The organism is Alteromonas sp. ABH4_453 (genome assembly GCF_056160665.1).
On record NZ_JBSWXP010000005.1, the window covers coordinates 91,377 to 116,561 of the forward strand.

General features: G+C 43.5%; 23 protein-coding genes. 12 read left to right on the forward strand and 11 right to left on the reverse strand.

Going from position 1 to position 25,185, the window contains the following annotated elements; all coding sequences use genetic code 11:
• Positions 1-47: 47 nt before the first annotated feature.
• Positions 48-2,495 (reverse strand): zinc-dependent metalloprotease, encoded by a 2,448-nt coding sequence (locus tag ACXAGV_RS11195; protein ID WP_474873324.1) that lies wholly within the window; start codon positions 2,493-2,495, stop codon positions 48-50.
• 222 nt (positions 2,496-2,717) lie between these two features.
• Between ACXAGV_RS11195 and ACXAGV_RS11200 the strand changes: the two genes are divergently transcribed.
• A complete protein-coding gene (locus ACXAGV_RS11200; RefSeq protein ID WP_474873325.1) occupies positions 2,718-2,960 on the forward strand; it encodes an HP1242/YdcH family protein in 243 nt (80 codons plus the stop codon).
• Positions 2,961-3,031: 71 nt separating this feature from the next.
• Here the strand turns inward: ACXAGV_RS11200 and ACXAGV_RS11205 are convergent, their stop codons facing one another.
• Positions 3,032-3,277, reverse strand: coding sequence for a hypothetical protein (locus ACXAGV_RS11205; protein WP_474806312.1), 246 nt, complete (start codon positions 3,275-3,277; stop codon positions 3,032-3,034).
• A 47-nt stretch (positions 3,278-3,324) separates the two neighbouring features.
• On the reverse strand, positions 3,325-3,552 hold the full coding sequence (locus tag ACXAGV_RS11210) for a type II toxin-antitoxin system CcdA family antitoxin (protein WP_474873326.1): 228 nt from the start codon (positions 3,550-3,552) through the stop codon (positions 3,325-3,327).
• Positions 3,553-3,709: 157 nt separating this feature from the next.
• Between ACXAGV_RS11210 and ACXAGV_RS11215 the strand changes: the two genes are divergently transcribed.
• Complete coding sequence (locus tag ACXAGV_RS11215; protein ID WP_474873327.1) at positions 3,710-4,924, forward strand: aminotransferase class I/II-fold pyridoxal phosphate-dependent enzyme; 1,215 nt, start codon at positions 3,710-3,712, stop codon at positions 4,922-4,924.
• A 138-nt stretch (positions 4,925-5,062) separates the two neighbouring features.
• Positions 5,063-6,238, forward strand: coding sequence for a saccharopine dehydrogenase family protein (locus ACXAGV_RS11220; RefSeq protein ID WP_474873328.1), 1,176 nt, complete (start codon positions 5,063-5,065; stop codon positions 6,236-6,238).
• Between the two features lie 146 nt (positions 6,239-6,384).
• Here the strand turns inward: ACXAGV_RS11220 and ACXAGV_RS11225 are convergent, their stop codons facing one another.
• Positions 6,385-7,566 (reverse strand): pyridoxal phosphate-dependent aminotransferase, encoded by a 1,182-nt coding sequence (locus tag ACXAGV_RS11225; protein ID WP_474873329.1) that lies wholly within the window; start codon positions 7,564-7,566, stop codon positions 6,385-6,387.
• Between the two features lie 386 nt (positions 7,567-7,952).
• On the opposite strand from ACXAGV_RS11225, the gene ACXAGV_RS11230 reads away from it, so the two are divergent.
• A complete protein-coding gene (locus ACXAGV_RS11230; RefSeq protein WP_474873330.1) occupies positions 7,953-8,216 on the forward strand; it encodes a Rho termination factor N-terminal domain-containing protein in 264 nt (87 codons plus the stop codon).
• A 120-nt stretch (positions 8,217-8,336) separates the two neighbouring features.
• Here ACXAGV_RS11230 and ACXAGV_RS11235 read toward each other — a convergent pair whose 3' ends face one another.
• Both ACXAGV_RS11235 and ACXAGV_RS11240 read right to left on the reverse strand, forming a co-directional pair.
• Complete coding sequence (locus tag ACXAGV_RS11235) at positions 8,337-9,212, reverse strand: sterol desaturase family protein (RefSeq protein ID WP_474873331.1); 876 nt, start codon at positions 9,210-9,212, stop codon at positions 8,337-8,339.
• A gap of 166 nt (positions 9,213-9,378) precedes the next feature.
• Complete coding sequence (locus ACXAGV_RS11240) at positions 9,379-9,804, reverse strand: helix-turn-helix transcriptional regulator (protein WP_474873332.1); 426 nt, start codon at positions 9,802-9,804, stop codon at positions 9,379-9,381.
• Between the two features lie 253 nt (positions 9,805-10,057).
• Here ACXAGV_RS11240 and ACXAGV_RS11245 point away from each other — a divergent pair, with 253 nt between their 5' ends.
• The 4 genes from ACXAGV_RS11245 (at position 10,058) to ACXAGV_RS11260 (ending at position 17,724) form a co-directional block, all read left to right on the forward strand.
• Positions 10,058-11,044: a DUF1852 domain-containing protein gene (locus ACXAGV_RS11245; RefSeq protein ID WP_474873333.1), complete on the forward strand. Its 987-nt coding sequence runs from the start codon at positions 10,058-10,060 to the stop codon at positions 11,042-11,044.
• 125 nt (positions 11,045-11,169) lie between these two features.
• Entirely contained in the window at positions 11,170-12,210 is a 1,041-nt protein-coding gene (locus tag ACXAGV_RS11250; protein ID WP_474873334.1) for a methionine synthase, read from the forward strand.
• Positions 12,211-12,541: 331 nt separating this feature from the next.
• The gene (locus ACXAGV_RS11255) at positions 12,542-14,302 is read left to right on the forward strand and encodes a GGDEF domain-containing protein (protein ID WP_474873335.1); all 1,761 of its coding nucleotides are present in this window, start codon (positions 12,542-12,544) and stop codon (positions 14,300-14,302) included.
• Between the two features lie 581 nt (positions 14,303-14,883).
• Positions 14,884-17,724 carry a TonB-dependent receptor plug domain-containing protein gene (locus tag ACXAGV_RS11260; protein WP_474873336.1) on the forward strand — a complete coding sequence of 947 codons (2,841 nt, stop codon included), beginning with the start codon at positions 14,884-14,886 and terminating at the stop codon, positions 17,722-17,724.
• 102 nt (positions 17,725-17,826) lie between these two features.
• On the opposite strand, the gene ACXAGV_RS11265 is transcribed toward ACXAGV_RS11260, so the two are convergent.
• Together ACXAGV_RS11265 and ACXAGV_RS11270 are read right to left on the reverse strand one after the other, a co-directional pair.
• The gene (locus tag ACXAGV_RS11265) at positions 17,827-18,669 is read right to left on the reverse strand and encodes a hypothetical protein (RefSeq protein WP_474873337.1); all 843 of its coding nucleotides are present in this window, start codon (positions 18,667-18,669) and stop codon (positions 17,827-17,829) included.
• Between the two features lie 199 nt (positions 18,670-18,868).
• A complete protein-coding gene (locus ACXAGV_RS11270) occupies positions 18,869-19,318 on the reverse strand; it encodes a GyrI-like domain-containing protein (protein ID WP_474873338.1) in 450 nt (149 codons plus the stop codon).
• A 181-nt stretch (positions 19,319-19,499) separates the two neighbouring features.
• Between ACXAGV_RS11270 and ACXAGV_RS11275 the strand changes: the two genes are divergently transcribed.
• From ACXAGV_RS11275 to ACXAGV_RS11285, 3 genes are all read left to right on the forward strand, one after another.
• A complete protein-coding gene (locus ACXAGV_RS11275; protein ID WP_474873339.1) occupies positions 19,500-20,384 on the forward strand; it encodes an EamA family transporter in 885 nt (294 codons plus the stop codon).
• 107 nt (positions 20,385-20,491) lie between these two features.
• Positions 20,492-20,716 (forward strand): hypervirulence associated TUDOR domain-containing protein, encoded by a 225-nt coding sequence (locus ACXAGV_RS11280; RefSeq protein ID WP_474873340.1) that lies wholly within the window; start codon positions 20,492-20,494, stop codon positions 20,714-20,716.
• 25 nt (positions 20,717-20,741) lie between these two features.
• Complete coding sequence (locus tag ACXAGV_RS11285; RefSeq protein WP_474873341.1) at positions 20,742-21,362, forward strand: DNA-3-methyladenine glycosylase; 621 nt, start codon at positions 20,742-20,744, stop codon at positions 21,360-21,362.
• A 44-nt stretch (positions 21,363-21,406) separates the two neighbouring features.
• Here ACXAGV_RS11285 and ACXAGV_RS11290 read toward each other — a convergent pair whose 3' ends face one another.
• The gene (locus tag ACXAGV_RS11290) at positions 21,407-21,742 is read right to left on the reverse strand and encodes a hypothetical protein (RefSeq protein ID WP_474873342.1); all 336 of its coding nucleotides are present in this window, start codon (positions 21,740-21,742) and stop codon (positions 21,407-21,409) included.
• A gap of 83 nt (positions 21,743-21,825) precedes the next feature.
• On the reverse strand, positions 21,826-22,206 hold the full coding sequence (locus ACXAGV_RS11295) for a VOC family protein (protein WP_474873343.1): 381 nt from the start codon (positions 22,204-22,206) through the stop codon (positions 21,826-21,828).
• A 281-nt stretch (positions 22,207-22,487) separates the two neighbouring features.
• Here ACXAGV_RS11295 and ACXAGV_RS11300 point away from each other — a divergent pair, with 281 nt between their 5' ends.
• Positions 22,488-22,895, forward strand: coding sequence for a hypothetical protein (locus ACXAGV_RS11300; RefSeq protein WP_474873344.1), 408 nt, complete (start codon positions 22,488-22,490; stop codon positions 22,893-22,895).
• A 55-nt stretch (positions 22,896-22,950) separates the two neighbouring features.
• Here ACXAGV_RS11300 and recD read toward each other — a convergent pair whose 3' ends face one another.
• On the reverse strand, positions 22,951-25,176 hold the full coding sequence (recD, locus tag ACXAGV_RS11305) for an exodeoxyribonuclease V subunit alpha (RefSeq protein WP_474873345.1): 2,226 nt from the start codon (positions 25,174-25,176) through the stop codon (positions 22,951-22,953).
• Positions 25,177-25,185 lie beyond the last annotated feature (9 nt).

Below are 25,185 nucleotides of genomic sequence, written 5' to 3' on the forward strand. Positions count from 1 at the left end.
TTTTTAGCTGCACTACATTGTTATTCCTAATATTGTTCCAAGTTTCCTTAAATAGGCGAACCTGGCGGTAGCGGTTCTACTTCAAAGCTACTTGGCCATGTCTTACTAGCCCAATAGGTATCAAAATGCTCTTTCAGTATTTCATACTGATTGTCGTCAGCTTTGTCATCTAACCATTCGCTGAATTCAAGCAGGGCAAGTTCGGCTTCCATTCTTACCTCAGGCGCAAGCTTGTCGTTAGTTACCGCTTTCATCACCGCATTTAACGCCACTAACTGTAAGCGTTTAGCTAATGGGCTTTGCGATTTATTTTTATACCAATGTACGCTAAGTATTTGCTTCACCAGCATGGAAACGCCCACTTTTTTGCGTCTATCTTTGCTGCTTTTTACTTGCCACTCTAAGCGGTTTAAGCGCTCTGGGTGTAATAACAACTCAAAAGCAAAGTTCGACGCCGAAGCGGCTGCAGAAACTGGGTCTAACATTAAGCCCATTTTGCCCTTAAAGTGCTCGCGGGTAATGTCGTCACCGTAGGCGGTAGGTGGAATAAGCGCGAGTACCGACTCAGGTATAGTCAGATAATCAGCGGTAGTCGCAGTAATCAACTGCTGCATTGCGCGTTGCTGCACTGCGGGCGCTACAAACTGCTGGCCCTGCGCTTGGGTGTAATCGCCTTTGCGTTCATATTCGTAAACTAAGCCGCCTACTTGCTTTGCCACGGCTTCTAGCTGATAGCGATGTAACAAATAAATGGGCACTAAAGCATTTTCAAGTGACGACAAGCTGCTGTTTGGGCTTAACGTATCTAAACCTAAATTGGCTAACGCCAGTTCGCGCACTTGTGAAATTTCATCGAAAGTATCTAGCGGGTTACTACCATTTTCCCACATATGACCGTTTGCCGATGCATGGCGACTACTGCGGGTATCTGGGTCTGACTTAAAGCTTAAGCCCTCGTTGCGACCTTTTACGATAATTTTTGCCAAGGCTTCGGCCTCTTCTACGTCACTGGCAAAGTCTTGGTAACCATACGCTACGGCGTGTATATCCCATGCGCCTATACCTTTGTCATAGGCACCTTCTAAGCTGATTTTGCCATTTTTAATGCTAATTTTGGGGTGAGGATAATCCATCACAGACGCACGGTTGTTTTCACTTGCTGCAAAATTGTGTGCTATGCCTAACGTGTGCCCTACTTCGTGGGCAGACAGCTGCCTAATGCGGTCTAGCGCCATTTCTTGCTGTACGGTAGTGTTGGTGTTTCCTTCTTTAAACGGGCTGGTTAGACCAAGGGCAATTAAATAATCTTGTCTTACTCGCAGCGAACCTAAAGTAACGTGACCTTTGATAATTTCCCCCGTACGCGGGTCGACAACCGACGAACCATAAGACCAGCCGCGCGTTGCGCGATGTACCCAGTTAATAACGTTGTAGCGCACGTCCATAGGGTCGGCACCTTCAGGCAGTACTTTTACCTGAAACGCGTCTTTGTAGCCTGCAGCTTCATAGGCTTGGTTCCACCAGCTTGCGCCTTCTTTAAGCGCGGTCATTACGGGTTCTGGGATACCTGGGTCTAGGTAATACACAATTGGCTCCACTGCTTCGCTCATTGCTGCATGGGGCGTTTTCTTGTTTAAGCGATGGCGAGTAATAAAACGCTGTTCAGTAGGTTCACTGATAGGTGTGGAATAGTCAAAGTAGCTGAATTTCCAGTAGCCAGAATATGGGTGGTATTCTCTGGGCGTGTAGTTGTCGTCAGGCAGTGCCACAAACGAGTGATGTAAGTGCACCGTCACGCTTTCTGGATCGGGCGTAACTTGCTGCACGTATTCGCCCGGCTTTTTACCAGCAAAAGTGACTAGAGCCTCTAATTCAGTATTCTTTTCAAAGCCTTTGGTTTTAGGTAAGTACACGCCGCTTCGCATCTTATCTACACTGAAACTACCTTGGTTGGTGCGTGCCATACGGTTGCCGATACCGTGAATATCACTTAATAAGAACGGTGTGTAATCTATTAGACTAGTACTATCACTTTTAGCTACCAGCGTAAAACCGGCTATAACCGAATCAGCAAACGCTTCATCAATGCTTTGTTTCTCAGCGGCGCTGCCGTGGGTCGCACGATATTTGGTGTTGTGCTGCTTCAATAAAACCTTGTTACCAAATTTTTCAAAGCTGACTAAGCGCGTATCGCCCAGCTGGCCGCGATCAAGGCCTATATCGTTTGAACCTACGCCATAAGGCAAACTGCTTTGGAACAAATATTCGGCATCGCTTGTAGGCACGGCCAAGTAAACTTTATCGCTTTCATTGTCATAGTAAACGGGGATTAACCCGTCTTTTTTGGTCATATCGCCTGTGAATTCAGTAATGCCTGGCAACGCTGCCCAAGCTGAAGAGGCAGACACGACAAACAATACCGTAAACGCAATAGCTGATTTACCCGATGCTTTCACCTGTCGCGCGGCTTTGTGAAAAATGTTCAATTGCAGCATGCAGTTAGTCCTTATTATTGTGAATTTCTAGCCTACCCTATGTGGTGGGTTTTGCCCATGGTAGTTCGTCGTTTTAACGCGACTCCTTGCTCAACTCTAACATTGACTGCCATTATCAATAATCTGTTGAAATTGATTACAGTATTTAGAGTATTATATATCGAAGAAAGTGGTGATAATCTGACTTGGCTGTTATGAAAAAAGACAACCGGGAGAACAATTATGTTAGGCGAAAACCACTCGCTACTATGCGACTTTCCAGAGCACAAAGATACGATTAACCATTTAAATGCGAATAACCCTGACTTTGCCGAAAAAGCAAAACGCTATCACAATTTAGATGATGAAATTAGAAACCTTGAAGAGCTTGGCTCGCCCGCTAGTGATGAAACATTGCACCAGTTGAAACACGCCCGCGCCGGGTTGAAAGATGAGCTTTATCAGGTGTTGATAAACGTTAAGTAGACATCCATTTAGTATGCGAAGCTGCTTGTTTAATGGGTGATTCGTTTAGTCGAGCATGTTAGAACCAATCTCTAAAAACCATCGATAAGTAAATCAATGCCAGCTTTAATTTCGTTTCTCATATTTTTAAGAGGCTGTTCGGCTAGGTGTTTCAAGCCACGCTTTGAAACAGTAGCAATATCAAGTAAGTCGATATAGTAAAGGACGCCATTCACCTCACAGGGTATTTGTAAGTCTTTCACGTATGGTTGTCCATCCAGTATCTTTAATGGCGCTACTAACAAGCTTTCCACTTCGTTAAAAACTGTGTTAGTCAAGACGATAACTATAGAGGATGAATATCTACATACTGAAAACTAACTTATCACGATAGCTGACCGATTGACTCCGAAAACGTTCCATTCTTAATTACTTTGTCATTATGTGCTTTAAGGGCGCCATCATTCTGCTTGAACCATTCTACTTTTTCTTTCTCGTTTACCGCCCTAATTAAAGCGGCGTCAAAAACCTCAGAGAGCTTTATATCGAGAGACTTTGCCTCATTGAGAAGGTCACTATTTGTCGATGTATTACAAGAAACTTTTTGACGCATAACTACCTCAAGCTAATCTACTAAAATTATTATGCGCAAAAGTTGTGCGCATAGCAAACGCAGCCCCTTTCCTTTTTCAAAGATTTACTTGAATCACAGCTTAGAGTAAGCCCTAATTGCGTTATCGTTCTAATCGGCTCAAAAAAAGGGTTTAATTTTGAAGTTTACCTCTCGCGTTACCGCTATTTCTCCGTTTCTTGCCATGGCCTATGGCGAAAAAGCCACCGTACTAGAAGAGCAAGGTAAAGATGTTATTAGGCTTAATTTAGGCGAGCCTGATTTCGGCGCACCTACGGCAGTACTCGCGGAAATGAAAGAAAGCTTGGATATTCCTGATTTTCCCTATACCTCTGCATTGGGTATTCCAGAACTACGTCAATCAATTGCTAGCTTTTATGAAACTAAACACGGCATACAGGTAAGCCCATCACGAGTCGTAGTTACCGCTGGTGCTTCAGGCGCGCTACTTTTGGCAAGCGCCGCTTTAGTAGAGCCTGGCGATAACGTGATATTGGGCGACCCGTCTTATCCGTGCAATCGTCGATTTTTAAACGCGTTTGGCGCAGAAGTAACGCTAGTACCAACACGCAGTGAGGATAGTTTTCAGCTAACCGCCGAAAGTGTTGCCGATAACTGGAAGCACAACACGAAAGGCGTGCTAATCGCCACACCTGCCAACCCTACAGGCACGGCGATAGATATAGACGAGCTGTATAAGATTGGACAATACTGCAAAGCCAAGGGTGGCTTTTTAATTGTTGATGAAATTTATTTAGACCTAGCGCTTTCATTGGATGTTCAAGTGGATACTGCCGCGTCTAAATCAAATGACAACAAGCTCCAAACTGTGCTTGCATTCGAAGAATTGCAGGACACTGTGGTAGTTATAAACAGCTTTTCAAAATACTTTGGTATGACGGGTTGGCGTCTTGGTTGGTGCGTAGTGCCTGAGTCTATGACCCCAATAGTCGAAAAGCTCGCACAGAATTTGTTTATTTGCCCCTCTACCATTTCTCAAAAAGCCGCACTTGCGTGCTTTACCCCTGAAGCGTTGGCGCAGTGTGAGCAAAACCGCAATACGCTGATAGAGCGTGCATCTCTTGTTTTTAATGCGCTTAAAAATATGGGGCTTAGTTTGGATGCAAAGCCTGACGGCGCGTTTTACGCTTACATCAACATTAAGCATACGGGCTTAAGTGCTATTGAATTCTGTGATGCTCTGCTCTCGCAGTATTATGTGGCGCTAACACCGGGTAATGATTTTGGTGAGCACAATGCCGACCACTATGTACGGCTGTCCTTCGCGACCAACATTGAACGCCTTAGCGAAGGGCTTTCACGACTGGCTAAGTTTATTGAGTCACTAAGATAGCGCGTTTTGTCGACTGCTGTTTAATTTCGTGAATAGACAAATATTATCTAAAAAAATGAAAGATATCTGCACTTGTGCGTATATTGGGTAATACATATTGATGACACGTGTCGAAACGATATAAAACAGGACAAAACAATGAGTAACGAACGGGAATTTGATGTAGTTATTTTCGGTGCCACTGGTTTTACGGGCAAACTAGTGGCTGAATATTTTCAGGCGCAATATGGCAATGACAGCAATGTTAAATGGGCAGTAGCAGGTCGCAACGAAGCTAAACTTAACGACGTAAAACAGGAACTAGGCATTAGCGATAGCGTTGCTAGTATTGTTGCCGACGGTGATGATCTCGACGCGCTAGATGACATGACTAAGCGAACTGCGGTTGTACTTACCACAGTGGGTCCTTATCAAATTTACGGTGAGAAGTTACTCTCTGCGTGTGTTGATAATGGTACGGGCTATACAGATTTATGTGGTGAACCAGCGTGGATGCACCAAATGATCAATAAGTATGAAGCGAAAGCGAAAGAAACTGGCGCAAACATTGTATTTTCTTGCGGCTTCGACTCAGTGCCATTTGACTTGGGTGTTCACTACTTACAAGCGCATGCAAAGAAACAAACTGGCGATGTTATTGAATATGTTAAAGGTCGCGTTCGCAAGATGCAGGGTACCTTCTCTGGTGGCACGGCTGCTAGCCTTAAAGCAACCATGGCTGCTGCTCACAAAGACAAATCGGTAATGGCCGCGCTTATCAACCCGCTTTCGTTAACCGATGGCGCATCAAACCAGCCCCAGCCCGACGGCAACAAACCTTATTTCGACGAGCAATTAGGTACGTGGGTAGCGCCATTTATTATGGCGGCAATTAATACCAAGAACGTTCACCGCTCTAACTACCTAGCAGGCTATGCTTACGGTAAGAACTTTCAGTACGATGAAATGATGATGACGGGGCCTGGCGAGAAAGGTGAAGCCATGGCAAACCACGTCGCTAAAGATAAGTCGCTGGCTAGCGATGATGGCCCTAAACCTGGAGAAGGCCCAAGTAAAGAAGAGCGTGAGAACGGTTTTTACGATGTGATGTTTGTAGGTACAGCCACCAATGGCGACATGCTAGCCGTTTCGGTTAAAGGCGATAAAGACCCTGGCTATGGTTCTACCAGCAAGATGATTTCAGAATCGGCGCTTTGCTTGTGTAAAGACGTTAACCTATCTGGCGGCTTTTTCACACCAGCAGCAGCCTTAGGCGATAAGTTAATTAGTCGCCTAGAAGAAAAAGCAGGCTTAACGTTTGCTATCGAAAAATAAGAGCTAAAGCAAAGACTAAAGTAAAGTTTAAACTTAGTTTATCCTATAAAAAATAGCGTGCATTTTCGCACAACTACTATTAAAAAGGCTGAACACAATTAGTGCTCAGCCTTTTCTGTCTGCGCTAGGTGTTCTTATTGTTTTCTCTAAGCAAGTACTGCTTTTAATGCTTTAACGCACGCATCTGTTTCAGAAGGCGTACCTACACTTATTCGCGACCATGAATCGTAACCGGGCCAGGTGCGCCCTACTACCTTTATCCCTTGGGCTTTCATTTTTTCCGCGAATTCATCGTGCGGCATACCCGTATCCATATAAATGAAATTCCCCTGCGGATTTGGTGCATACGGCTGGTTCAACTCCTTGGCCGCTTTCACTAGTTTTTCACGCTCGGTTTTAATGCGTGAACGCATTGTGTTTAAGTTCGCATGGTCGTCCATACTTGCCATACCCGCCACTAATGCCAAATAGTTCACACCACCCATGCGTAGCATGCCTCCCATAGTTTTAGCTTGTTCGGTGGGCATAATGGCGTAGCCTAAACGCTGGCCTGCCATTGCGTGAATCTTAGAAAAGGTGCGGCATATCACGACGTTGTGACCTTCTGCTACTAGCTTAGATTGCACATTAGCTGGATAAGCATCAGACATTTCAATGTAGGCCTCATCTATAAACACCTGTGCTTTCTTTGACACACGCTTTGCAAAAGCAGTGAGCTTGGCAGCATCGACCATGCTCCCCGTGGGGTTATTTGGATTACATACATAAACGGCGGTAGTATCTTCTGTTACAGATTCCTCAATCGCATCAAGGTCAAATGTCATGTCCGCTGCAAGGGGAACATAAGTGACATCTGCCCCCATAAACTCGGCGCCTCGCGGCACCCCTTCATAGGTTGCCATAGAGGTAACTAGTTTGTTGCCATTTTTTGTGATCCAGTCAGCGTAGCCAAAAAGAATAGGTGATGAGCCGTTGGTAATAACAATTTGGTCGGCAGATACGCCCTCTTGCTCTGCAATTTTTTGCGCTAATACTTCAACGGTAGCATCAGTGTAACGTGCTAGATTTAAAAGCTCGCTTTGCATCGCTTTTGCAGCTTTTTTCGAAGGTCCAAAGGCATTTTCGTTTGACGACAAGCGAATAAGGCCGTCGTTCACATTAGGAGTAGCTGATGGAAAATGTTCGGTCGGCATACCTGCTGCGTGAAGTTCACCCATAATACTGTCGACACTGGTCGTCAATGCCACTGCACCAGCGCCTAAACCTACTGACTTTAACCAGTTGCGACGTGACGAATTCACCGTGGTTTGTTGTACATTTTTATTCATATTTCGCTCTGCCTTCCATCTACAATATCCTTAGACTAAAGACTTAATTTTGAACGTGCAATAGAATAAAAAACGTAAACCATTGAATCAAATGCACTTTTTGCGTGCATAAAACGCACTAAAATTGACAATACAAGAAGTTTTAATGTGTTAAGCAGTTACATTGCGGTGCAGCGGCATTTTGAGGGTTTGAGCGTTTGCGATGAATGACATTTTTTAAATATCACGAAGCAAAAAAAAAAACAAAGCAGTAATCGTTTGAGATACAAATGGATACAGCATGTAACGAATTGTATTTATCAGAATGTCCTCCGCATAATTCTTTAAACTTTAATACGACAACTTGAGTACAAAACTTTGTTATCACCATAAAACAGGATTTTAAAATGGCTAAGGATCACGGTACTCAAATTAAAAACGACGATACTTACGAAGCGCTTCGCGATGAAGGCTACAGCAAGGAGAAGTCAGCGCGTATAGCGAATGCACAGGCGAACAGCGAACAAACGCCTTCTCAAGATGGCGGAAAAGGCAAAACGTATGAGGACCGCACTAAAGATGAGCTTTATCAAAAAGCAAAAGAGGTAGGTATTGAAGGTCGCTCAAACATGAACAAAGACGAGCTGATCGACGCGCTACGCAATCACTAGTGACGAGCACACCGTCACTTACAGGACTGCTCCTGTCGAGAATTACCAGTTACTGGTTTTCCATAAGTTGGGTAGGTACAAAGCGTTTGTAGCCATCAATGTTAGTTGTAAAGCAAAATCCTATTTTTTAAACGGCATCGCAAAAAGTGCTCTATAACTGGGCTGAATCTCACTAATACCTGTATCTTCAGTATCAGCGTCCTGAAACGTTCCAAATATTCGATCCCAAAGAATACACACGCATCCAAAGTTAGTGTTACTTTCACTTATTATTTGAGAGTGATGGTGAACGTGATAGCGATTGGTGGTAAAAAACCAGCCCACTACTGCCGAGTTCAACTTTAAATTACTGTGTGCAAGCAATGCAGTTATTGCCGTTAGTGAAACAAATGCAGCACCAACTGCTTCACCACCCAGAAGAAAGCCCACAATAGCCCTTGGGAGGATAAGGAAAAACGCCTCTATTGGATGATTCGCCAAAGAATTCAAGCTGCTTAATTTTTTAAACGCATGGTGAGCACCGTGGCCTGACAACCTCCAAAGCCATCCCCAACGGTGAGACGCTCTATGATACCAATAGTTGACAAATTCGAATGCTGCGGAAATTATTAGGACTTGCACAATAACGGGCCATTGTGTTGGCCAAACATCCAGTTGCCATGCCTGGCTAAAATTTTCCATCCATCGAAAAAGCGAAGCTTCGTAAAGTGTCTCTACCGCGACATAGGCGACTGCTGCTACAAACACAAACCCGAGAAGCGCTACGTTTTCTCCTATGTTTTTTCGCCAGCTAGACCGCGCTGGAATGACGACTTCAAGTAAAGTAATAATGCAAAATGCAGCAGCAATAAATAAAGTATGCGCATCAATTGAGGCGCCTGCATGCGCCAAGTACAAAGAAATTGCAATGAGGGTGGGCTGAAGTGTCCAAAATATTCCTACGCGCAGGATACTTTTAAATAACGATTCGCTTTTAACGTGTGTTTGATTAATCATAACTCATCTTTGTTTATCAGCTGTGAGCTATCTTTAATTCAGAGCGCGCCCAAAGGCTTCTATACTATCCATAGTGTAGGCTTAACTTCACCAGCGATTTATGTCCGTTTGTAACAAATACTGTCTGTCGAATTAACTTGGGGCTTAGTTTGTTAGTATTTTCAGTTCAACTATTCGACGTTGCTCTTTTAGCTAAAACTCCAATAAAGCCAAAACATAACCCTATGAACGCGCCCACTGCACCCAACCATACGCCAGCATCGCCATAACTGACGTTACTCAAAAATACACCAGACACAATGCCGCTATAAGCGAAAAGAAGGCCTAGCCCAGCTCCGAGATAACCGTATCTCGCTTGATACTTACGAGGGTTGAAAAATGAAGAGGTAAATGCAGAACTTGAGAGCTGTTCAATGCTCACATTGAGTGTTGACGAAAGTGCAAGCTTGGTTTCTAGCGAGGCTATCCCCGTATTTTCTACCCGTTGGATTGTGCGTAAACTTAATCCCGCCGCATTAGCCAATTTTTCCTGAGACCAGGATTTTTCCCGTCTAAAACACTTCAATGCTTCACTGTTAATAGTTTCTTTCATTAAAACTCCCTTTCACTAAAAACAAAACCACTGAGGATTTTGCTGAATTGCTCACGAAATTGCTACGACATTGATACGACAAACTACCGCCAAGTATTAATTCTGTCTAATTCAAAGCTCATTAATGACTTAAATTCATTGAAAAATGAATTTAAGTCATTTTTATTCATAAATAAAACCCCGTATAACGTACCTATAGCTTTTACAGCAGTTACAACACTCGGTTTAATCTTTTGAATAGAAGCACATTCTCATGAACAGTAACGTGGACACAAATTTCTCTTTTACTATTAACAGCGTTAAGTTTGATGAAGATTATCACCCGTCAGACAACACGCGCATTACTACTAATTTTGCTAATTTGGCGCGAGGTGAGCGCCGCAAAGAAAACTTGCGCGATGCATTAAGTATGATTAACAACCGCTTTAATGCACTCGCTAGCTGGGACAATGAAAATGGCGACCGCTACGCGGTTGAACTCAAAATTGTGTCGGTAGAAATTGATGTAGAGGGTAACGGCAACACCTTCCCCACAATTGAGATCTTGCAAACCAATATCATCGATAATCAAACCGGAAAACGTACCCAAGGTATTGCGGGAAATAACTTCTCGTCTTACGTTCGCGATTATGACTTTAGTGTTCGTCTGTCTAATCACAATCGCGGGCAGTCGTCATTCAGCGTTCCTAATGATTTTGGTGATTTGCATGGAAAGCTGTTTAAATATTTCGTTAATTCAGAAGCCTATAAAACACACTTTTCAAAGTTGCCAGTCATTTGCTTAAGTGTTTCTGACAATAAAACTTACCGTAGAACAGAAAATCAACACCCTGTATTAGGTGTTGAATATCAACCGAACGAATCCTCGTTGACCGAGCTGTATTTCAAAAAGATGGGCTTAAACGTTCGTTATTTTATGCCGCCGAATAGTGCCGCACCTTTCGCTTTTTATTTTTTCGGTGACTTGTTAAACGGCTACACAAACTTAGAGCTCATAAGCACAATCGCGACGATGGAAACCTTTCAGAAAATCTATCGTCCTGAAATTTACAACGCTAACGCGCAAGCAGGTTTAAGCTATAAGCCAAACCTTAAAAATAGCGATCACTCAGTAACTCGCATTGTATATGACCGCGAAGAGCGAACTCACCTAGCTGTTGAGCAAGGTAAGTTTGTAGAAGAAAACTTTATAAAGCCTTATCAACACAAGTTAGCGCAATTCACGGCAAGCTACGCCTAATAAATTCAATTAGATGCTTGTGATATTCCAACCACACACGTTGCGACTGTATAACTTTGACAAGGGCAGCACGTTTTGCCCTTCACGCACACGTACGATTTATTGATTAAAAGAAAGCGAATTACATGAAAAAACTCTTCCCCACCTCTATTGCAGGCAGTCTTCCAAAACCGTCGTGGCTTGCTGAGCCTGAAAAGTTATGGTCGCCATGGAAGCTAGAAGACAATGCTTTGAACGAAGGTAAAAAAGATGCGCTTCGCGTTACGCTTCAAGAGCAAGCTGTATCTGGCATCGATATTGTTTGCGACGGTGAGCAAACCCGACAACACTTTGTAACCACCTTTATTGAACACCTCGACGGTGTTGATTTTGAGAATCGTAAAACTGTGCGTATTCGCAATCGTTACGACGCAAGCGTTCCTGTTGTTACGCAAGCAGTTAAACGGCCAAAATCGGTATTCGTTGAAGATGCCAAGTTTTTACGAAGCCAAACTGATCAACCTATTAAGTGGGCATTACCAGGTCCAATGACTATGGTTGATACCCTGTATGATGATCACTATAAAAGCCGCGAAAAGCTCGCGTGGGAATTCGCCAAGATTCTAAACCAAGAAGCGAAAGAACTTGAGGCAGCGGGTGTAGATATAATTCAGTTCGACGAACCCTCGTTTAACGTATTCTTTGATGAAGTGAACGAATGGGGAATTGCTGCGCTAGAGCGCGCTATTGAAGGGCTAAAATGTGAAACTGCGGTACACATTTGCTACGGTTACGGCATTAAAGCAAATACCGACTGGAAGAAAACGCTAGGCTCAGAATGGCGCCAATATGAAGAAAGCTTCCCTAAGCTAGCGAAGTCGAACATCGATATGGTGTCATTGGAATGCCACAACTCCCATGTACCCATTGAACTAATTTCACTTCTTAAAGGCAAAAAAGTGATGGTAGGTGCTATTGATGTTGCAACTGACACAATAGAGACACCAGAAGAAGTAGCCGCTACATTGCGCGAAGCATTGAAGTATGTGGATGCCGACAAACTCTACCCTTGTACAAACTGTGGCATGGCTCCTCTTACTCGACAGGTTGCGCGAGGCAAGCTTGAAGCGCTTTGCGCGGGTGCTGAAATAGTAAGGCAGGAATTAGCGCAAAAGCAGTCTGCGTAACACGGCTTTGTGCTAGTTCACTTTTTAGCTTCTTTTGTTAATCATCATCAAGCGCCAAGCCCGCGCAAGCGGGCGCAAGCGGGCGCGCCATCTTCATCATTATCGCTAGTTTTCGTGATAGGTTTCTCATGGTTCCCCGTCACGACTGAATAATTGCTTTAGTCTTTCGTTAAAATTTTACCATACCTCAGCCATTTATTAGTGTTTGTTTAAACTACAGTGTAAACTCTGCCTCTCTCTTTGAGAGCGAGTGGTTCAAGAGATATTGAGTTTGGCGCAAAAGGAAAAGCCAAATTACATGTAGTAATCCAAACTGAAGATACAAGCGACAATGACTCCACAACTTTTAATAAAAAAACGAGTTAAGTTTTTAAATTTAATCCAGCTACTATTCATTTCAATAAGTACTTTCACTCTTCCTATTGCTGCAGAAGCTGCTAACAGTATTTTAGAGAAAGCGTACGAAATAAGAAGTTCTGACCCTCAAACATCTAAAGAACTATTTAATAGTTTAGACAAAGCAAATTTAAGCAAGGATGATAAGCAACTTTATGACTTTACTGCCGCCTACATTAAGCTAGTCGCCGGCGACTTACTTGCCGCGTCCGAAGCCTATCGGCAAATTGCTAAAGGTGATTATTCGTTTCAGTATCAATTTCAATCGTACGCTGCGTTAGCTGCTCTTAACGCCGCTACGCAAAATTGGAACGATGCGTTTTCGGCTATGGATTTTTTGACTGAAAACATTGACAGAGTCAGTGATCCCTTAGTGAAAGAACAAGCGCATAACGCGATAATTAATTTCTATAGTTCAATTGACGAAAAAGAGACGGTAATAAACTATGCGAACTCATTAATTGATGGGCAACATTCTCCACGTTTCACTTGTCTATTACATATGCAGCTTATCGTTGCTCTTGTCTTAACCCAAAACGACTCACTATCAGAAGACCGATTTACTCAAGCTCTGAATTTTTGTGAAATAGCGAACGAGCGAATAGCGCTTATTGCCATATACACACATTTCGCCACTTATTTATACAACGAAAAAGAAATCGATCGCTCTCTCGTTGTTCTCCAAGAACATCTGGCCGACGTTGAAAGTACTAATTACCCTCCATTGTTGGAAGAACATTATGCGCTGTTAAGTAAGATATATTTTTTACGTGACGAATATAAGCTTGCCAAAGAATACGCGTATAAAGTTTTAAATGAAAATGAAGATACCGGATACGCGGTGATTTCAGATATCGATGCCTATGAGGTGTTATACAAAATTGCAGAAAAACAGCAGGATTATAAAAAGGCGCTTGAATTACATAAAGCCTATGCAAAAGCGAGGTCTTTGAACTTATCGAGTATGAGTAACAAAATGTTAAGTATTCACAAAGCTCAGCAAGATAGTCTTATTAAATCAAACCAAATCACTTTACTCGACGCAGAAAACTCCCTACTGAAAGCACGAGCTCAGCTCGCGAAGGAAGAAGACAACATACGTAAACTTATATACTTGGTGCTTTTTTTGGCGTTTTCAGTGGTCGGGTTTTGGTTATACAAAAAGCGTAGTCACTACATTGCACTAAAAAATATCTCACAAAGAGATTGCCTTACAGGCACAGCAAACCGTACCTATTTTTCAGCAATGGCGACTGAGCAGATAAGCATCGCAGAGCAACAATCAAAGCCGGTCAGCTTGATCATTTTTGACTTAGACGACTTTAAACAAATAAACGATACTTTTGGACATCAAGTGGGCGATCAGGCTTTGCAAACTGCGGTGTCGGCAGCTTCAAAAGGCTGCAGACCACAAGACTGTATTGGTCGACTAGGTGGCGAAGAATTTGGAATTATTTTGCCGAACTGTAGCCTTGAACAAGCTCTCATCGTCGCTGAGCGCTGTAGAAAAGAAATAGCGCTAACAAATCAATCTGACCAACAAAGCTTCAAGCTCACCGCCAGTTTTGGCGTTGCAAGTGCCCCCAAATGCGCCTACGACTTTGAAGTGTTATTTGAAGCCGCAGATGGTGCCCTTTACCAGTCAAAACATTCAGGGAAAAACCAAGTTAACTGTTCGCTTAACGGTGATTATTGATAGGTCAAAAATACTGCTGCCTGAAGGGAACCATGCACTATGGCATTAGATAACTTCAGGCGGTCAGATTTTAACAGCAAGTCCCCGTTAACCAAATTAAAACATTTAAGTTAACAATTCCTAGCTACCGATAAATATGCCAAATATTACGACGAATTGCAGAACCAATATAGATATGACCAATATTTGTTCTGGTGAGCGAAATTTTCATCTTTATAATCAAATAAACTAAAACAATTAGTACTTTTTTAATAAAATATTTTGGCCATAAAACACGCCATTCGTTCACGCTTTGACCCATCGTTCATAAAATCAACATAACCTGTTTATTTTTAATTCAGCCTCTGCAAAACATAGCAAAATCCTATTATTTAAATAAACATCAAAAAATAGTTAATTAATGAAATAGCATTACTTATTTCACCGCAAAAAATTGATTTAGCTAATCTTTGCTCATTAGAATGCGCGCCCCTTTAGACTTAAGTATAAATTTATACATAAATCGACTTTGTAAGGCTTGCCTACAATTTTGGCCTTATTTAACAACAAGCATATAAATTCTAATTCATTAGGAACAATCCATGAAAAACATTGCAACTGCTGTTCGGTTAGCATTGGCTGGAAGTGTCGCTCTGACATCTGGCAACGTAATAGCGCAAGATTCAACGACTGAAAGCGCTGATGTTGAAAAAATTCAGGTTACAGGTTCACGTATTTCTCGCCAGGGCGCGATTGCCCCTTCACCAGTTACCGCTATTTCAGGCGAGTCTCTGCTGAATTCAGGAGCAATGAACATTGGCGAAGTGCTTAACGAACTGCCTTCTCTTGCAAATACGTTCTCGCTAAGTAACTCAGGTCAATTTATCGGTACTGCGGGTTTAAACATTCTAGATCTACGCGGTATGGGCACAGACCGCACGCTTGTCTTAGTTGACGGTAAAAGGCACGTATCTTCATCAGCGGGAACCGCTGCAGTAGATACCAACACTATCCCTACTTCATGGATTGAACGCGTAGAAATCGTAACGGGCGGTGCATCTGCCGTATACGGTGCCGACGCCGTGACGGGTGTGGTTAACTTCATTCTTAAAAAGAATGTTGAAGGATTCGACATCAGCGCGACACAAGGCTTTGCGCAGGAAAATGGTTATAAAAACGATAAGTACCAGGCGTCTTATGGTTTTAACTTCGATAACGACCGTGGCAACATTGCTTTTGCCGCTGAATACAGCTCTCAAGAGTCGCTAGATGCGTTAGACAACCCTTGGACTGCTACGTCTTACCGCAATATGAGCTTTGAAAGCATCATGGGTTACGAGCGAAGTGAAGATCAGCTAGATTCAACCGCCTATCCAGATGATATTTACACTGCTAACGCGGGTTATTACGTAATAAACAATGCGGGGGTATTTGGCGATGGCACAAAAACTTTCAATGCCGACGGTTCAATTAAAGACATCTATATTGGCGACCAAGTAGATGGCGTTTTCTGCGCAAATTGTGATTCTTTCAACCTTCGCCAGTTCACACAGCTACAGCCAGAATTTGACCGTACGAACCTAAACGTTAAAGGTAACTACGAGCTTAATGACGATACTAGGGTTTACGCGCAAGCTAAATATGCTCGCACTCGTGCGATTTCTATGGCGCAACCAGCATTCTTTTTCTATAGCGACGAAACAACTATATCGCGCAACAATGCATTTCTAGACGACAGTGTTACTGAGTACATGGTCGAGAACAACCTTGATAGTATTGTACTAAACCGGATGATGACCGATTTAGGTGTTCGTACAGAAGCTGACGAGCGTGAAACCTATCGCTATGTACTTGGTATTGAAGGCTACATCGGTGATGAGTGGAACTACGAAGCGTTTGTCAACTACGGTAAAACAGAGCTAGAGCGTGAAAACCGCAACAATCTGATTTTACAAAACTTCTACAACGCAATAGATGCTGTCGAAGATGATAATGGCAACATTGTTTGTGCATCAGGTGGCGAAGATGGCTGTGTTCCCCTTAATATTATGGGTTATGGTCAAGCTTCACAAGAAGCTATCGACTACGTTAATACTACGTCTGTAGGTACTAGCAAAATTGAGCAGTACAACGCAGGCGCAACAATCGCCAATTCAGGTATTTATGAGCTACCAGCGGGCTATGTAGGTTTCGCAGCAGGTGTGGAATACCGCAAAGAGAAAAGTGAAATTGACGAGCCTGAAAACGCTGCAGGTACCTTCTTCAACGCGCTAGGTGAAGACAAGGGTGAATACGACGTTTCTGAGGTATTTACTGAAGTAACTATTCCGCTTCTTGAAGGTCTACCAGGCGTAGATATGCTTACGTTCGACACAGCAGCGCGCATTGCTAACTATTCATCTATCGGCAACGCAAAAAGCTGGAAGCTTGGTTTAGATTGGCAGGTTTTCGAAGACTTACGTGTTAGAGCAACTAAGTCCTCTGCCCTTCGCGCTCCGAACATTAGTGAACTTTACGGTGAAGCTAGCCAAACGTTCTTTAACGTTGACGATCCATGCCGTACAAACAATCTAGAAAACCTAGCTAACGCCGATCAGCGCATTGCTAACTGTGAAGCACTGGGCGTTCCGGCAGACTTTAACTCTGACTACGATGCGGCTACCTTGGAAGGCGTAAACGGCGGTAACATTGACCTTCAGGCAGAACAGTCTATCTCTAAAACCTTAGGTTTGGTTTACACCCCAGCTTGGTTTGAAGGCTTTACTGCGACAGTCGATTACTGGGAAATTGAACTAACTGACGCAATCACCAATATAGATGGTCAAACTATTCTGGACCGTTGCGTTGACTCTGAGACGGGCATCAACAATCCATATTGTGATCTTATCGACCGTGATTCGGAAACAGGCGAAATTACCCAAATCCGCAGCTATGCGCTAAACATCGCAGGTCAAGAAGCAAAAGGTGTAGATTTCGAATTAGGTTACGACTTTGATGCGCTTGAAGGTGCATTCCGTACAAGCCTAATTGCGACTTACCTCAAAGACCGTAAAGAATTCCCATTCCAGGACAACCCGGAACTATTCTATCAAAACGCTGGCACTGCTGGTGAGTCTGACTGGCAAGGTGTATTCACGATGAACTACAGCCGTGGTGATTGGGAAGCAAGTTGGAAAACGCGCTATATCGAGCGCGCAAGCATCTATGACAATCAAGACCTAGCGCTAAACCCTAACCCAAGTAATCGTATGGAACTGCCTTCATACGCAGTAACTGATGTAACTGCAGGCTACAACTTTAAAAATGGTGTCAGCCTAACTGTGGGTATTGATAACCTGTTTAACCGCGCACTACCTACAGGTACAACCGGTACTGGCTCAACAGACGCTGCATACGACAATATCGGTCGCTTTGGCTATGTAACGGTAGCGTACAAGATGTAATTTGCGATTTAGTTTGTCACTCAAAAACCGGTGTTTGAAGTGACCCCCATTAGTTGGACATTCCAATTATTGGGGGTCACTACAGTTTTTACGCCGCTTTTTTTAAAACATATCTGACAACGGCATAAGCTTTACTTCTGCACAGAATAGCGGAGATTCACTACTCACCCACCCCGCGCAAGTAAGATGGCAGGGATCAGTTTCAACAGGTGACACCAGCATGTTTAAACAGTCGTTGCTTTTAAGCTGTGCTAACTGCTGGTTATCGATGCACATGTTTTGAGAAACGTAGATCATGGGGTTTTGGATTAAGTCGTAATTTAAGGCCTGCGCCCTTTCTAACATCGCTGATGACATCAAAGAGAGTGGATAAAAATGTGGGAAACAGACCTTATCCACAAACTCATCAATATACTGAGTTTGATCGGCAAAAGCACTTAACAGATAATTTTTAACGTTACCGACAATCATCCACTTTCGCTTTAAAAAAACGCTGTCATCTAACAGCGTGCGGTCTACCATCTTCGAAATTTGGTCTTTGCTATATTTTAACAACGAGGAAGTAACAGACAGGTAGTCAGACTGGCGGTGAAAGCCCATTAAACTGGGTTTTCCAGACGCTTTTAAGACCAATCGTTGCGATTCTTGCTCTCCCTTTTCTGTTTGAGTAACACGGGCACGTTTTACTACTAGATTAAGTTCGTCACCAACTTTTGCCGGGTTAACGAAAGTAAACTCGTAAACCGAATATAGTCTCTGCTCAATGGAAGACGCACTTTGATTTAGCTGGGTTTCTACATAAAGGCCAAGTTGAAACCCCAGCGCTATGGTGCCTTGAAACGGGTTACCTGATATGCGTTGCCAACGCTCAGGGTCGTGAAATAAGTTGAAATCGTCCGTGGCATTCCGAGCGATGTCAATATGTAATTGGGTAAGTGTATGCACTAGCTTTCCTTAAAAGAGGAAACAGCAACTGCTTATTTAATTCTTGGACACAAGCCTCGTGTATTCAGAATTATTAAAATTAGGTGAATGTCGACGACCTCAAACGACAATCTACATTCCAGTATAGAATATGCTAGTGAAAGCAACTACCTTTCAAAGTTTATACTCATCCAGATTAGTACAAGTTTGCTGAAAAGAATTACTTTATCGCTATGTATACATCAATGTGGTTACCGTTTACATAGTGCTCGAAATCTACCGTGAATATCCTTTCATAATCCGCGTTTTCTTGGGTAAAGTATTTCCAAACATCGGTCCATGCATCAATAGCGATTTGCGGCATTTCTCCTTGCTTAGTAAAAACAAGGTACTTTCCTTTTGGAATAGTGATGTTTTCGACTTCTACATTTTCCGGCACTTTTTCACCATCAGAGCCTGCCAGCACGGAAAAATCGCCAGTATGATCACTCTCATAGTTATAATACACTCCATACACACGCTCCCCGCCCATGTAATTTACAGGTATTCTACTGTCAAAGCGCTGCCATAGCCCTGGGATTTTTCCGTTTTGAGAAAACTCTGCTTCGTTGTTCGTTTGCACCGAAAAGCCTTTAACATTTATAGGTTCAGAGATATGTCTAATTTCCATTTTTATATGCCTTCTCAATTGGGGTGACTTATTGGTCTTAAAGAGTGAATCTTACACTACTGTAAAAGTGAGGCAAAAACGTTATAAAGCTCAATTTTTCGGTATTTCCCGCTCATCAACGAGCATTTCGCCCTCAGAACAAATATAATCCTGTCTTAACTCTTTAAAACTGCAACACATTGTGAATCGACGTTTTTTACTTGCTATCGTCGCTGTTCTTTTGGCCATGATAACTATCCAATCGGGCGCATCTTTTGCCAAACAACTCTTTCCTATCGTGGGGCCTGAAGGTACTAGCGCCCTGCGCGCATTCTTCGCCGCCTTGCTATTAACAGTAATTTTCAAACCTTGGAAAGCAAGCTTAAGTGCAAAGGGATGGCGAAACGTCATCATTTATGGCACTTGTTTAGGGGCAATGAATATCATCTTCTACCTTGCCATTGAGCGTATCCCGCTGGGCATAGGCGTTGCTCTTGAATTTACAGGTCCATTAGCGGTGGCTTTTTTTAGTGCAAGAAAAAAACGTGATTTTGCATGGGCCATTTTAGCTGTTGTAGGCGTTTGTTTACTGCTTCCTGACATTTTTGGTGCATCAACAAAAGGGCTAGATCCTACCGGCGTAATGCTAGCACTAACCGCGGGCGCTTTTTGGGCCGGCTACATTGTATTTGGTAACAAAACAGGCAATGAAGGTTCGGGCGGTGTTACGGTTACCTTAGGAATGCTAGTAGCCGCCATCTGTGTTGTTCCCATTGGTATAGTGAGTCAAGGGGGCACGCTGCTATCTTCAGAGGCGCTCCTCATTGGCTGCGCCGTTGGGATTTTCTCATCCGCCATTCCCTACACGTTAGAAATGCATGCAATGCGTAACATGCCCAAGCAAACTTTCAGCATAATGATGAGCGTAGAGCCTGCTATTGCAGCTATTGCAGCGTTTTTCATAATTGATGAAACACTTACGCTGACTCAATGGCTTGCAGTAGCTTTAGTGGTCATAGCTACCGCCGGAAGTTCTGCTACTCAGAAACAAGTACCCAAAGAAAAACAGCTCGAAACGCTTTCTTAGTGTTTCAACCTGCTTCTGTAAGTTCTTTTTGCTGAATTGCTTTATGAACTAAGCAGCTACCTTCCCCGTTTAACACTGTGTGAATAGTAAAACTAACGCAACAGGGAATGATGATGAAACACTACGCGGTAAATACAGAAGTTGAATGGGAATGGGGCAACGGCAGTGCCACAGGTAATATAAGAGAGAAGTTTACTAGCGATGTTAAACGTACTATTAAAGGTTCATCGGTAAAGCGTGAAGCGAGCGACAGTGACCCTGCGTACCTAATTGAGCAAGACGACGGCAGTAAAGTTTTGAAGTCTCACAGCGAAATTAAAAAGTCGTCGTAACTTGCCTTTAAATCCATTTTGAAAAATGCAGCCTTCTTTTTTCATTGACAGTGATGTAGTTAACGTAGCGAGGTCACTCGTTGGCAATTTTCTTTTTAGTAAGGTCGGTGGTGCAATTACCGGAGGAATGATTACGGAAACTGAGGCCTATTGCGGTCAACAGGATCTCGCCATGCAAAAGCACCTTTTGCGCCGCCCCTCATCTGTAACAACGCTAAAACAAAAGGGCGGCATAGCCTACATCTATACTGTTTATGGTTACCACAGCATGTTCAATATTGTCACTAACGACGTGGGCTATGCTGATTCTGTGCTTATCCGAGCGATCTTTCCTACCGAGGGCTTAGATATAATGCAGGAACGAAGAGGGTCTAACATTGCTATGCGTAACTTGTGTTCTGGCCCAGCGAAACTTTCGCAAGCTTTAGCGTTAACACCAGCGCTAAATGGCGAACCCGTGGTAAACAGCAATACTATCTGGATTGAGAGCAACGCCGAATTTAATGCCGCTGAGAGTATTATCAGCGCACCTCGCATAGGCATAGATTACGCTAAAGAAGAAAGAAAATACGATAAAAGCAAAGCGCGTCCCGCACGGGATGATACAACCCTACCCTGGCGCTTCACACTGAAAAAGGGTGTATGAAACGGTTCGTTGTTACAAGGCTCTTTACACATCTTCACTAGAGCCTAATTAGTTAAGGCGTATGTTAGCTTACAGTCTATATACTTCAGCAGTTCGTTTACTACCCTTGGTACGGCGATATCCCCATTAGCATTTTTGGCTTCTACAAAAATATCACAGTCATCGTACTGAATTTGCTGGCGGATAACATAGTCATTGAGTTGGTCAAACAGGGTTTCCTTTAACGGCACCATACCGACAAAAACATCAGCCTTTTGGTCATCAACATGCCCATCGCGTTTAATAAAATAAGCGCCTTCTATTTCTCGTTTTAGCGTGTACGCTTGCATGGCATCTAACGTTGTTAAGCGAAAGTGCACACTTATTTGGGGTTCTGTCACTGGTAATCTCGGTTTTTCGGTTGAAGTTTATTTAAAGCCTGTTGACCTTTGGTATACAGCAAAGGTCAACAGGCTCTAATTGGCTACTGATTGATTTCCACTTTCCAAGGTGGGTTCACCCTATTTTCCCCTGCCCAGTACAGCTTTATTTTATTGCCCGATGGATCTTTTAAGATGGCCTCTTTCCAAAGGTACCGTTGTTCAGTTGGCGGTTGCTCAAAATGAACCCCTTTTCTCACAAGAGAGGTGTACAGCTCGTCCAACGCCTCGTGTTCAAAATAAATCACACTTTGATTTTGAGCACTTTCGTCCTCTAATGATAACGAAAACGTAGACGAGCCTTGAGGACACGTGAATCTGGCATAATGAGGTGTATCTACAATTTGAGTGAATCCCAGGGTAAGGTAAAACTCCACCGCTTCGACCATGTTGGTAACGGGTAACGTAACTTGGTTCAATTCCATAAGAGCTTACTCCTTATATAAAATGTTTAAACTGCGCTCGCCTGCTCGTTATTATCCGAAAGCTAACGCTTAGTTTTTACAAACTAAGGCTATATAAACCATCTTACCTTAGAAAGCCTCATTGAGTCTGCTGCCTCTTGAATAATCACTTATTCATAGCTTTAGATAAACATAGATTTGAACGCTTTAGACTAGCGTTGCTTCTGCTTGATCCACATCAACGCAGCCTAGCCGTAAGTCCACCACAATAAGACCATCAAAACTAACCAGTGATACCTTGTATGCTTACGTTGGTAAATAGTACAGATGCGAATGATGACATTGTGCCTGAAGCACACGGACTGTACCGTCTGCATTTAAAGCCTAACACGCAAATGGCGATAGAGAATAAGCCCGTCTTCGGTGCGAATATTACGCTACATAGCAGCGTATTGAAGCACGATAATTTTGTGGCAACGCCAGATAATATATTAGGTTGGCTAGATCACTGCGGCTTGTCACACTTTGCAGTGAAAGCCGAAACTGACAATTCAGAAAATGAAGATACCTCTGTACTTTTGCCTTCACAATTTCTAAATGCTGAAGGCGGAATTTTGCGTGTAACTGCCCCCACCCGCATTTATCTAATCAGCAAAACGCCTATTGATATAAACAGACGAGGCCTGTGCCTTTTTACGCCAGTAAAGTAACGACCCAGAAATGTACTCTGACCCCAAAATTTTTGGGGTCAGAGTACATTTATTTCTATTCAATCTCTGGGGTGGCGTTTGATGTGCTCTCTAGGTGCAGGCTTATGGCCTCAGAAAGCCCGGAATAACGCTTATCCACCCGTTGAACCATGTGGCTAAATGTAGCGGTGTCAGAGATGATTAAGAAGCCGTCTTTAGCTCGGGTTAATCCTGTGTACACTAGGCCTCGATGAAATAAGTTGGCGGCTTTTTCGCTATCAGGCTTAGGTAAAATAAGCACAACATGATTAAACTCAGAGCCCTGAGATTTATGTATGGTCATGGCGTACACAGTTTCAAACTGCGGTACTCTTGATAGCGATATGCTGCGCAACGCTTGTTTTTGCTCTAGCGTCTTGTCAGCACTGTCTGCCGCATTTGCCGACGCTTTCTGACTTGAACCGTTTTGACCTGAAGCTTGGTTATCCTGGTAAAACCACGCATATAGTTTTCCCTTGTTGTCAGGCCAGATTACGCCAACCTCACCGTTTGAAAGTCGCTGTGGGTGATGATTCTTTACAATCATGATGGGCTGACCTTGATAGAAATACCCTTCCCGCTTTCTGATTTTGTGCTTGATAGCATCGAACACCAAATTATTCAGGCCTTCTACGCCCATTCCGCCCTTGCGAACCGGGGTCAGCCACCTAACCACATTCAAACGATTAAGTGCTTCTTCAGCACTGCCAGCGTCAAAAATAGGCAAGAAGCTTTCTTTGGCCAACTGGTGTAAATCACGGCCGCTAACCTGGCGCTCTGGCCATAAGTGAACGCCAGATTGTAATCGTGATGCCGTATTTGAACCAGGGTTAGAATCGATATTTGAACCAAGACCCGCACTTTCGTTATTGTCGCCAGCCTTGTCGGAAATAGCGGCAAGTGCACCGCTTGCATCACCTCGCTGTATGGCCGTTGCAACTTTCGCCACCTGCCCCTTGAAGCGCTGAGGTGCTTGAAGAGTTGCTACATAACTTTTTGCCTGCTCATCAACCGGTAACAAGGGTAAATGCGGACATAGCGTAGCAATGTGCTGACGCATTAACGATGGCACGCCACCTAAAGAAAGCGCGTCGTCATGACTGTTTAAACTAAGTGAGCTATGTGCGCTGTTTGTGCCATTTGGCACATTCGCGTTGTCATCAAAACTTGCTGTCCCGGTACTAACTAGCTGCTCTAGCACGTTACCGAGCTCGACTGCTGGAAGCTGGTCGGCATCACCGATAAAATAGAGCCGCGCATGGTCTGGTAACGCTCGTACTATGCGCGTCATTAGCGCTAAGTCGACCATACTTGCCTCATCGACAATGAGTACATCTGCCGACAACTGGTTGTGCTGATTGAACTTAGTCGATACGCCGTGCTCGCGCAATCCTAATAATCTATGCAGCGTCACAGCATCGGTAGGCACGTTGTTAAGCACTGTGTCGTCCAATTTGCCGCGAAGCCCGTCTACGCTGTTCATGATAGATTCGGTCATACGCTGTTGCGCTTTCCCTGTAGGCGCCGCCAGCACAATTTTTAAGTTTTCATCGCAAGCCTGTAATGCCAATAATAAACGCAATACGGTATAGGTTTTACCTGTTCCTGGCCCACCGTTTATAACGCAAAAGCGTTGCATCAGGCTTTTCGCCACCGCTATTTGCTGCCAATCTTGCCGATCGGCTGTTTCGGTAGGAAAGATAGCGGGCCAAAGATGTTTTACTTTTTCGCTTGTCTCATCACTTAACGGCGTAAGCGCTGCTCGTTTTACAACATTGCGCGCCACTTCTTGTTCAAATTCATAGTAGCGACGGCTGTACAGCTTGCCGTTGCTATAAACAAATAGTTGAGCCACCTGTGCGTTATCCAGCGCGCTTTTTACAATCCTAAGTAATGGTGTTAGTTGTGGCACGTCAACACCTGCTTTGGGCGCTTTTTCCGGCTCGGTTTGTTCAACCAGTGTCAGTGAAGCAGCCGCCACCCCGTTACTGCCATGTTCATTTGTTTGGGCCGCCAAGACTACCTCTTGTTCTGCGACTACCTCTTTAAAAAGCGTTGTACCCGCTATGTCTTTAAGATAGATGCAGCTGTGGCCATTGCGCTGCATATACGACAAATACGCTAAGACCCCAGCCCAGATAAGCCTGTCTTCTTGTTCTAGTTCGTCAACAAAGCCAAATTCTTTTGCGACAAACTTGTCGATCGCCTCGATGCCAAACAAGTTATCAAAAAATGACGATACGGAATCTTGATTGTTATTCATTATTTTCCT

What these genes read in the sequence shown, in the direction of transcription:
- ACXAGV_RS11195 (WP_474873324.1), bottom strand. Translation starts at nt 2,495, where the DNA reads ATGCTGCAATTGAACATTTTTCACAAAGCCGCGCGACAGGTGAAAGCA.
- ACXAGV_RS11200 (WP_474873325.1), top strand. Translation starts at nt 2,718, where the DNA reads ATGTTAGGCGAAAACCACTCGCTACTATGCGACTTTCCAGAGCACAAA.
- ACXAGV_RS11210 (WP_474873326.1), bottom strand. Translation starts at nt 3,552, where the DNA reads ATGCGTCAAAAAGTTTCTTGTAATACATCGACAAATAGTGACCTTCTC.
- ACXAGV_RS11220 (WP_474873328.1), top strand. Translation starts at nt 5,063, where the DNA reads ATGAGTAACGAACGGGAATTTGATGTAGTTATTTTCGGTGCCACTGGT.
- ACXAGV_RS11225 (WP_474873329.1), bottom strand. Translation starts at nt 7,566, where the DNA reads ATGAATAAAAATGTACAACAAACCACGGTGAATTCGTCACGTCGCAAC.
- ACXAGV_RS11230 (WP_474873330.1), top strand. Translation starts at nt 7,953, where the DNA reads ATGGCTAAGGATCACGGTACTCAAATTAAAAACGACGATACTTACGAA.
- ACXAGV_RS11235 (WP_474873331.1), bottom strand. Translation starts at nt 9,212, where the DNA reads ATGATTAATCAAACACACGTTAAAAGCGAATCGTTATTTAAAAGTATC.
- ACXAGV_RS11240 (WP_474873332.1), bottom strand. Translation starts at nt 9,804, where the DNA reads ATGAAAGAAACTATTAACAGTGAAGCATTGAAGTGTTTTAGACGGGAA.
- ACXAGV_RS11245 (WP_474873333.1), top strand. Translation starts at nt 10,058, where the DNA reads ATGAACAGTAACGTGGACACAAATTTCTCTTTTACTATTAACAGCGTT.
- ACXAGV_RS11250 (WP_474873334.1), top strand. Translation starts at nt 11,170, where the DNA reads ATGAAAAAACTCTTCCCCACCTCTATTGCAGGCAGTCTTCCAAAACCG.
- ACXAGV_RS11255 (WP_474873335.1), top strand. Translation starts at nt 12,542, where the DNA reads ATGACTCCACAACTTTTAATAAAAAAACGAGTTAAGTTTTTAAATTTA.
- ACXAGV_RS11260 (WP_474873336.1), top strand. Translation starts at nt 14,884, where the DNA reads ATGAAAAACATTGCAACTGCTGTTCGGTTAGCATTGGCTGGAAGTGTC.
- ACXAGV_RS11270 (WP_474873338.1), bottom strand. Translation starts at nt 19,318, where the DNA reads ATGGAAATTAGACATATCTCTGAACCTATAAATGTTAAAGGCTTTTCG.
- ACXAGV_RS11280 (WP_474873340.1), top strand. Translation starts at nt 20,492, where the DNA reads ATGATGATGAAACACTACGCGGTAAATACAGAAGTTGAATGGGAATGG.
- ACXAGV_RS11285 (WP_474873341.1), top strand. Translation starts at nt 20,742, where the DNA reads ATGCAGCCTTCTTTTTTCATTGACAGTGATGTAGTTAACGTAGCGAGG.
- ACXAGV_RS11295 (WP_474873343.1), bottom strand. Translation starts at nt 22,206, where the DNA reads ATGGAATTGAACCAAGTTACGTTACCCGTTACCAACATGGTCGAAGCG.
- ACXAGV_RS11300 (WP_474873344.1), top strand. Translation starts at nt 22,488, where the DNA reads ATGCTTACGTTGGTAAATAGTACAGATGCGAATGATGACATTGTGCCT.
- recD (WP_474873345.1), bottom strand. Translation starts at nt 25,176, where the DNA reads ATGAATAACAATCAAGATTCCGTATCGTCATTTTTTGATAACTTGTTT.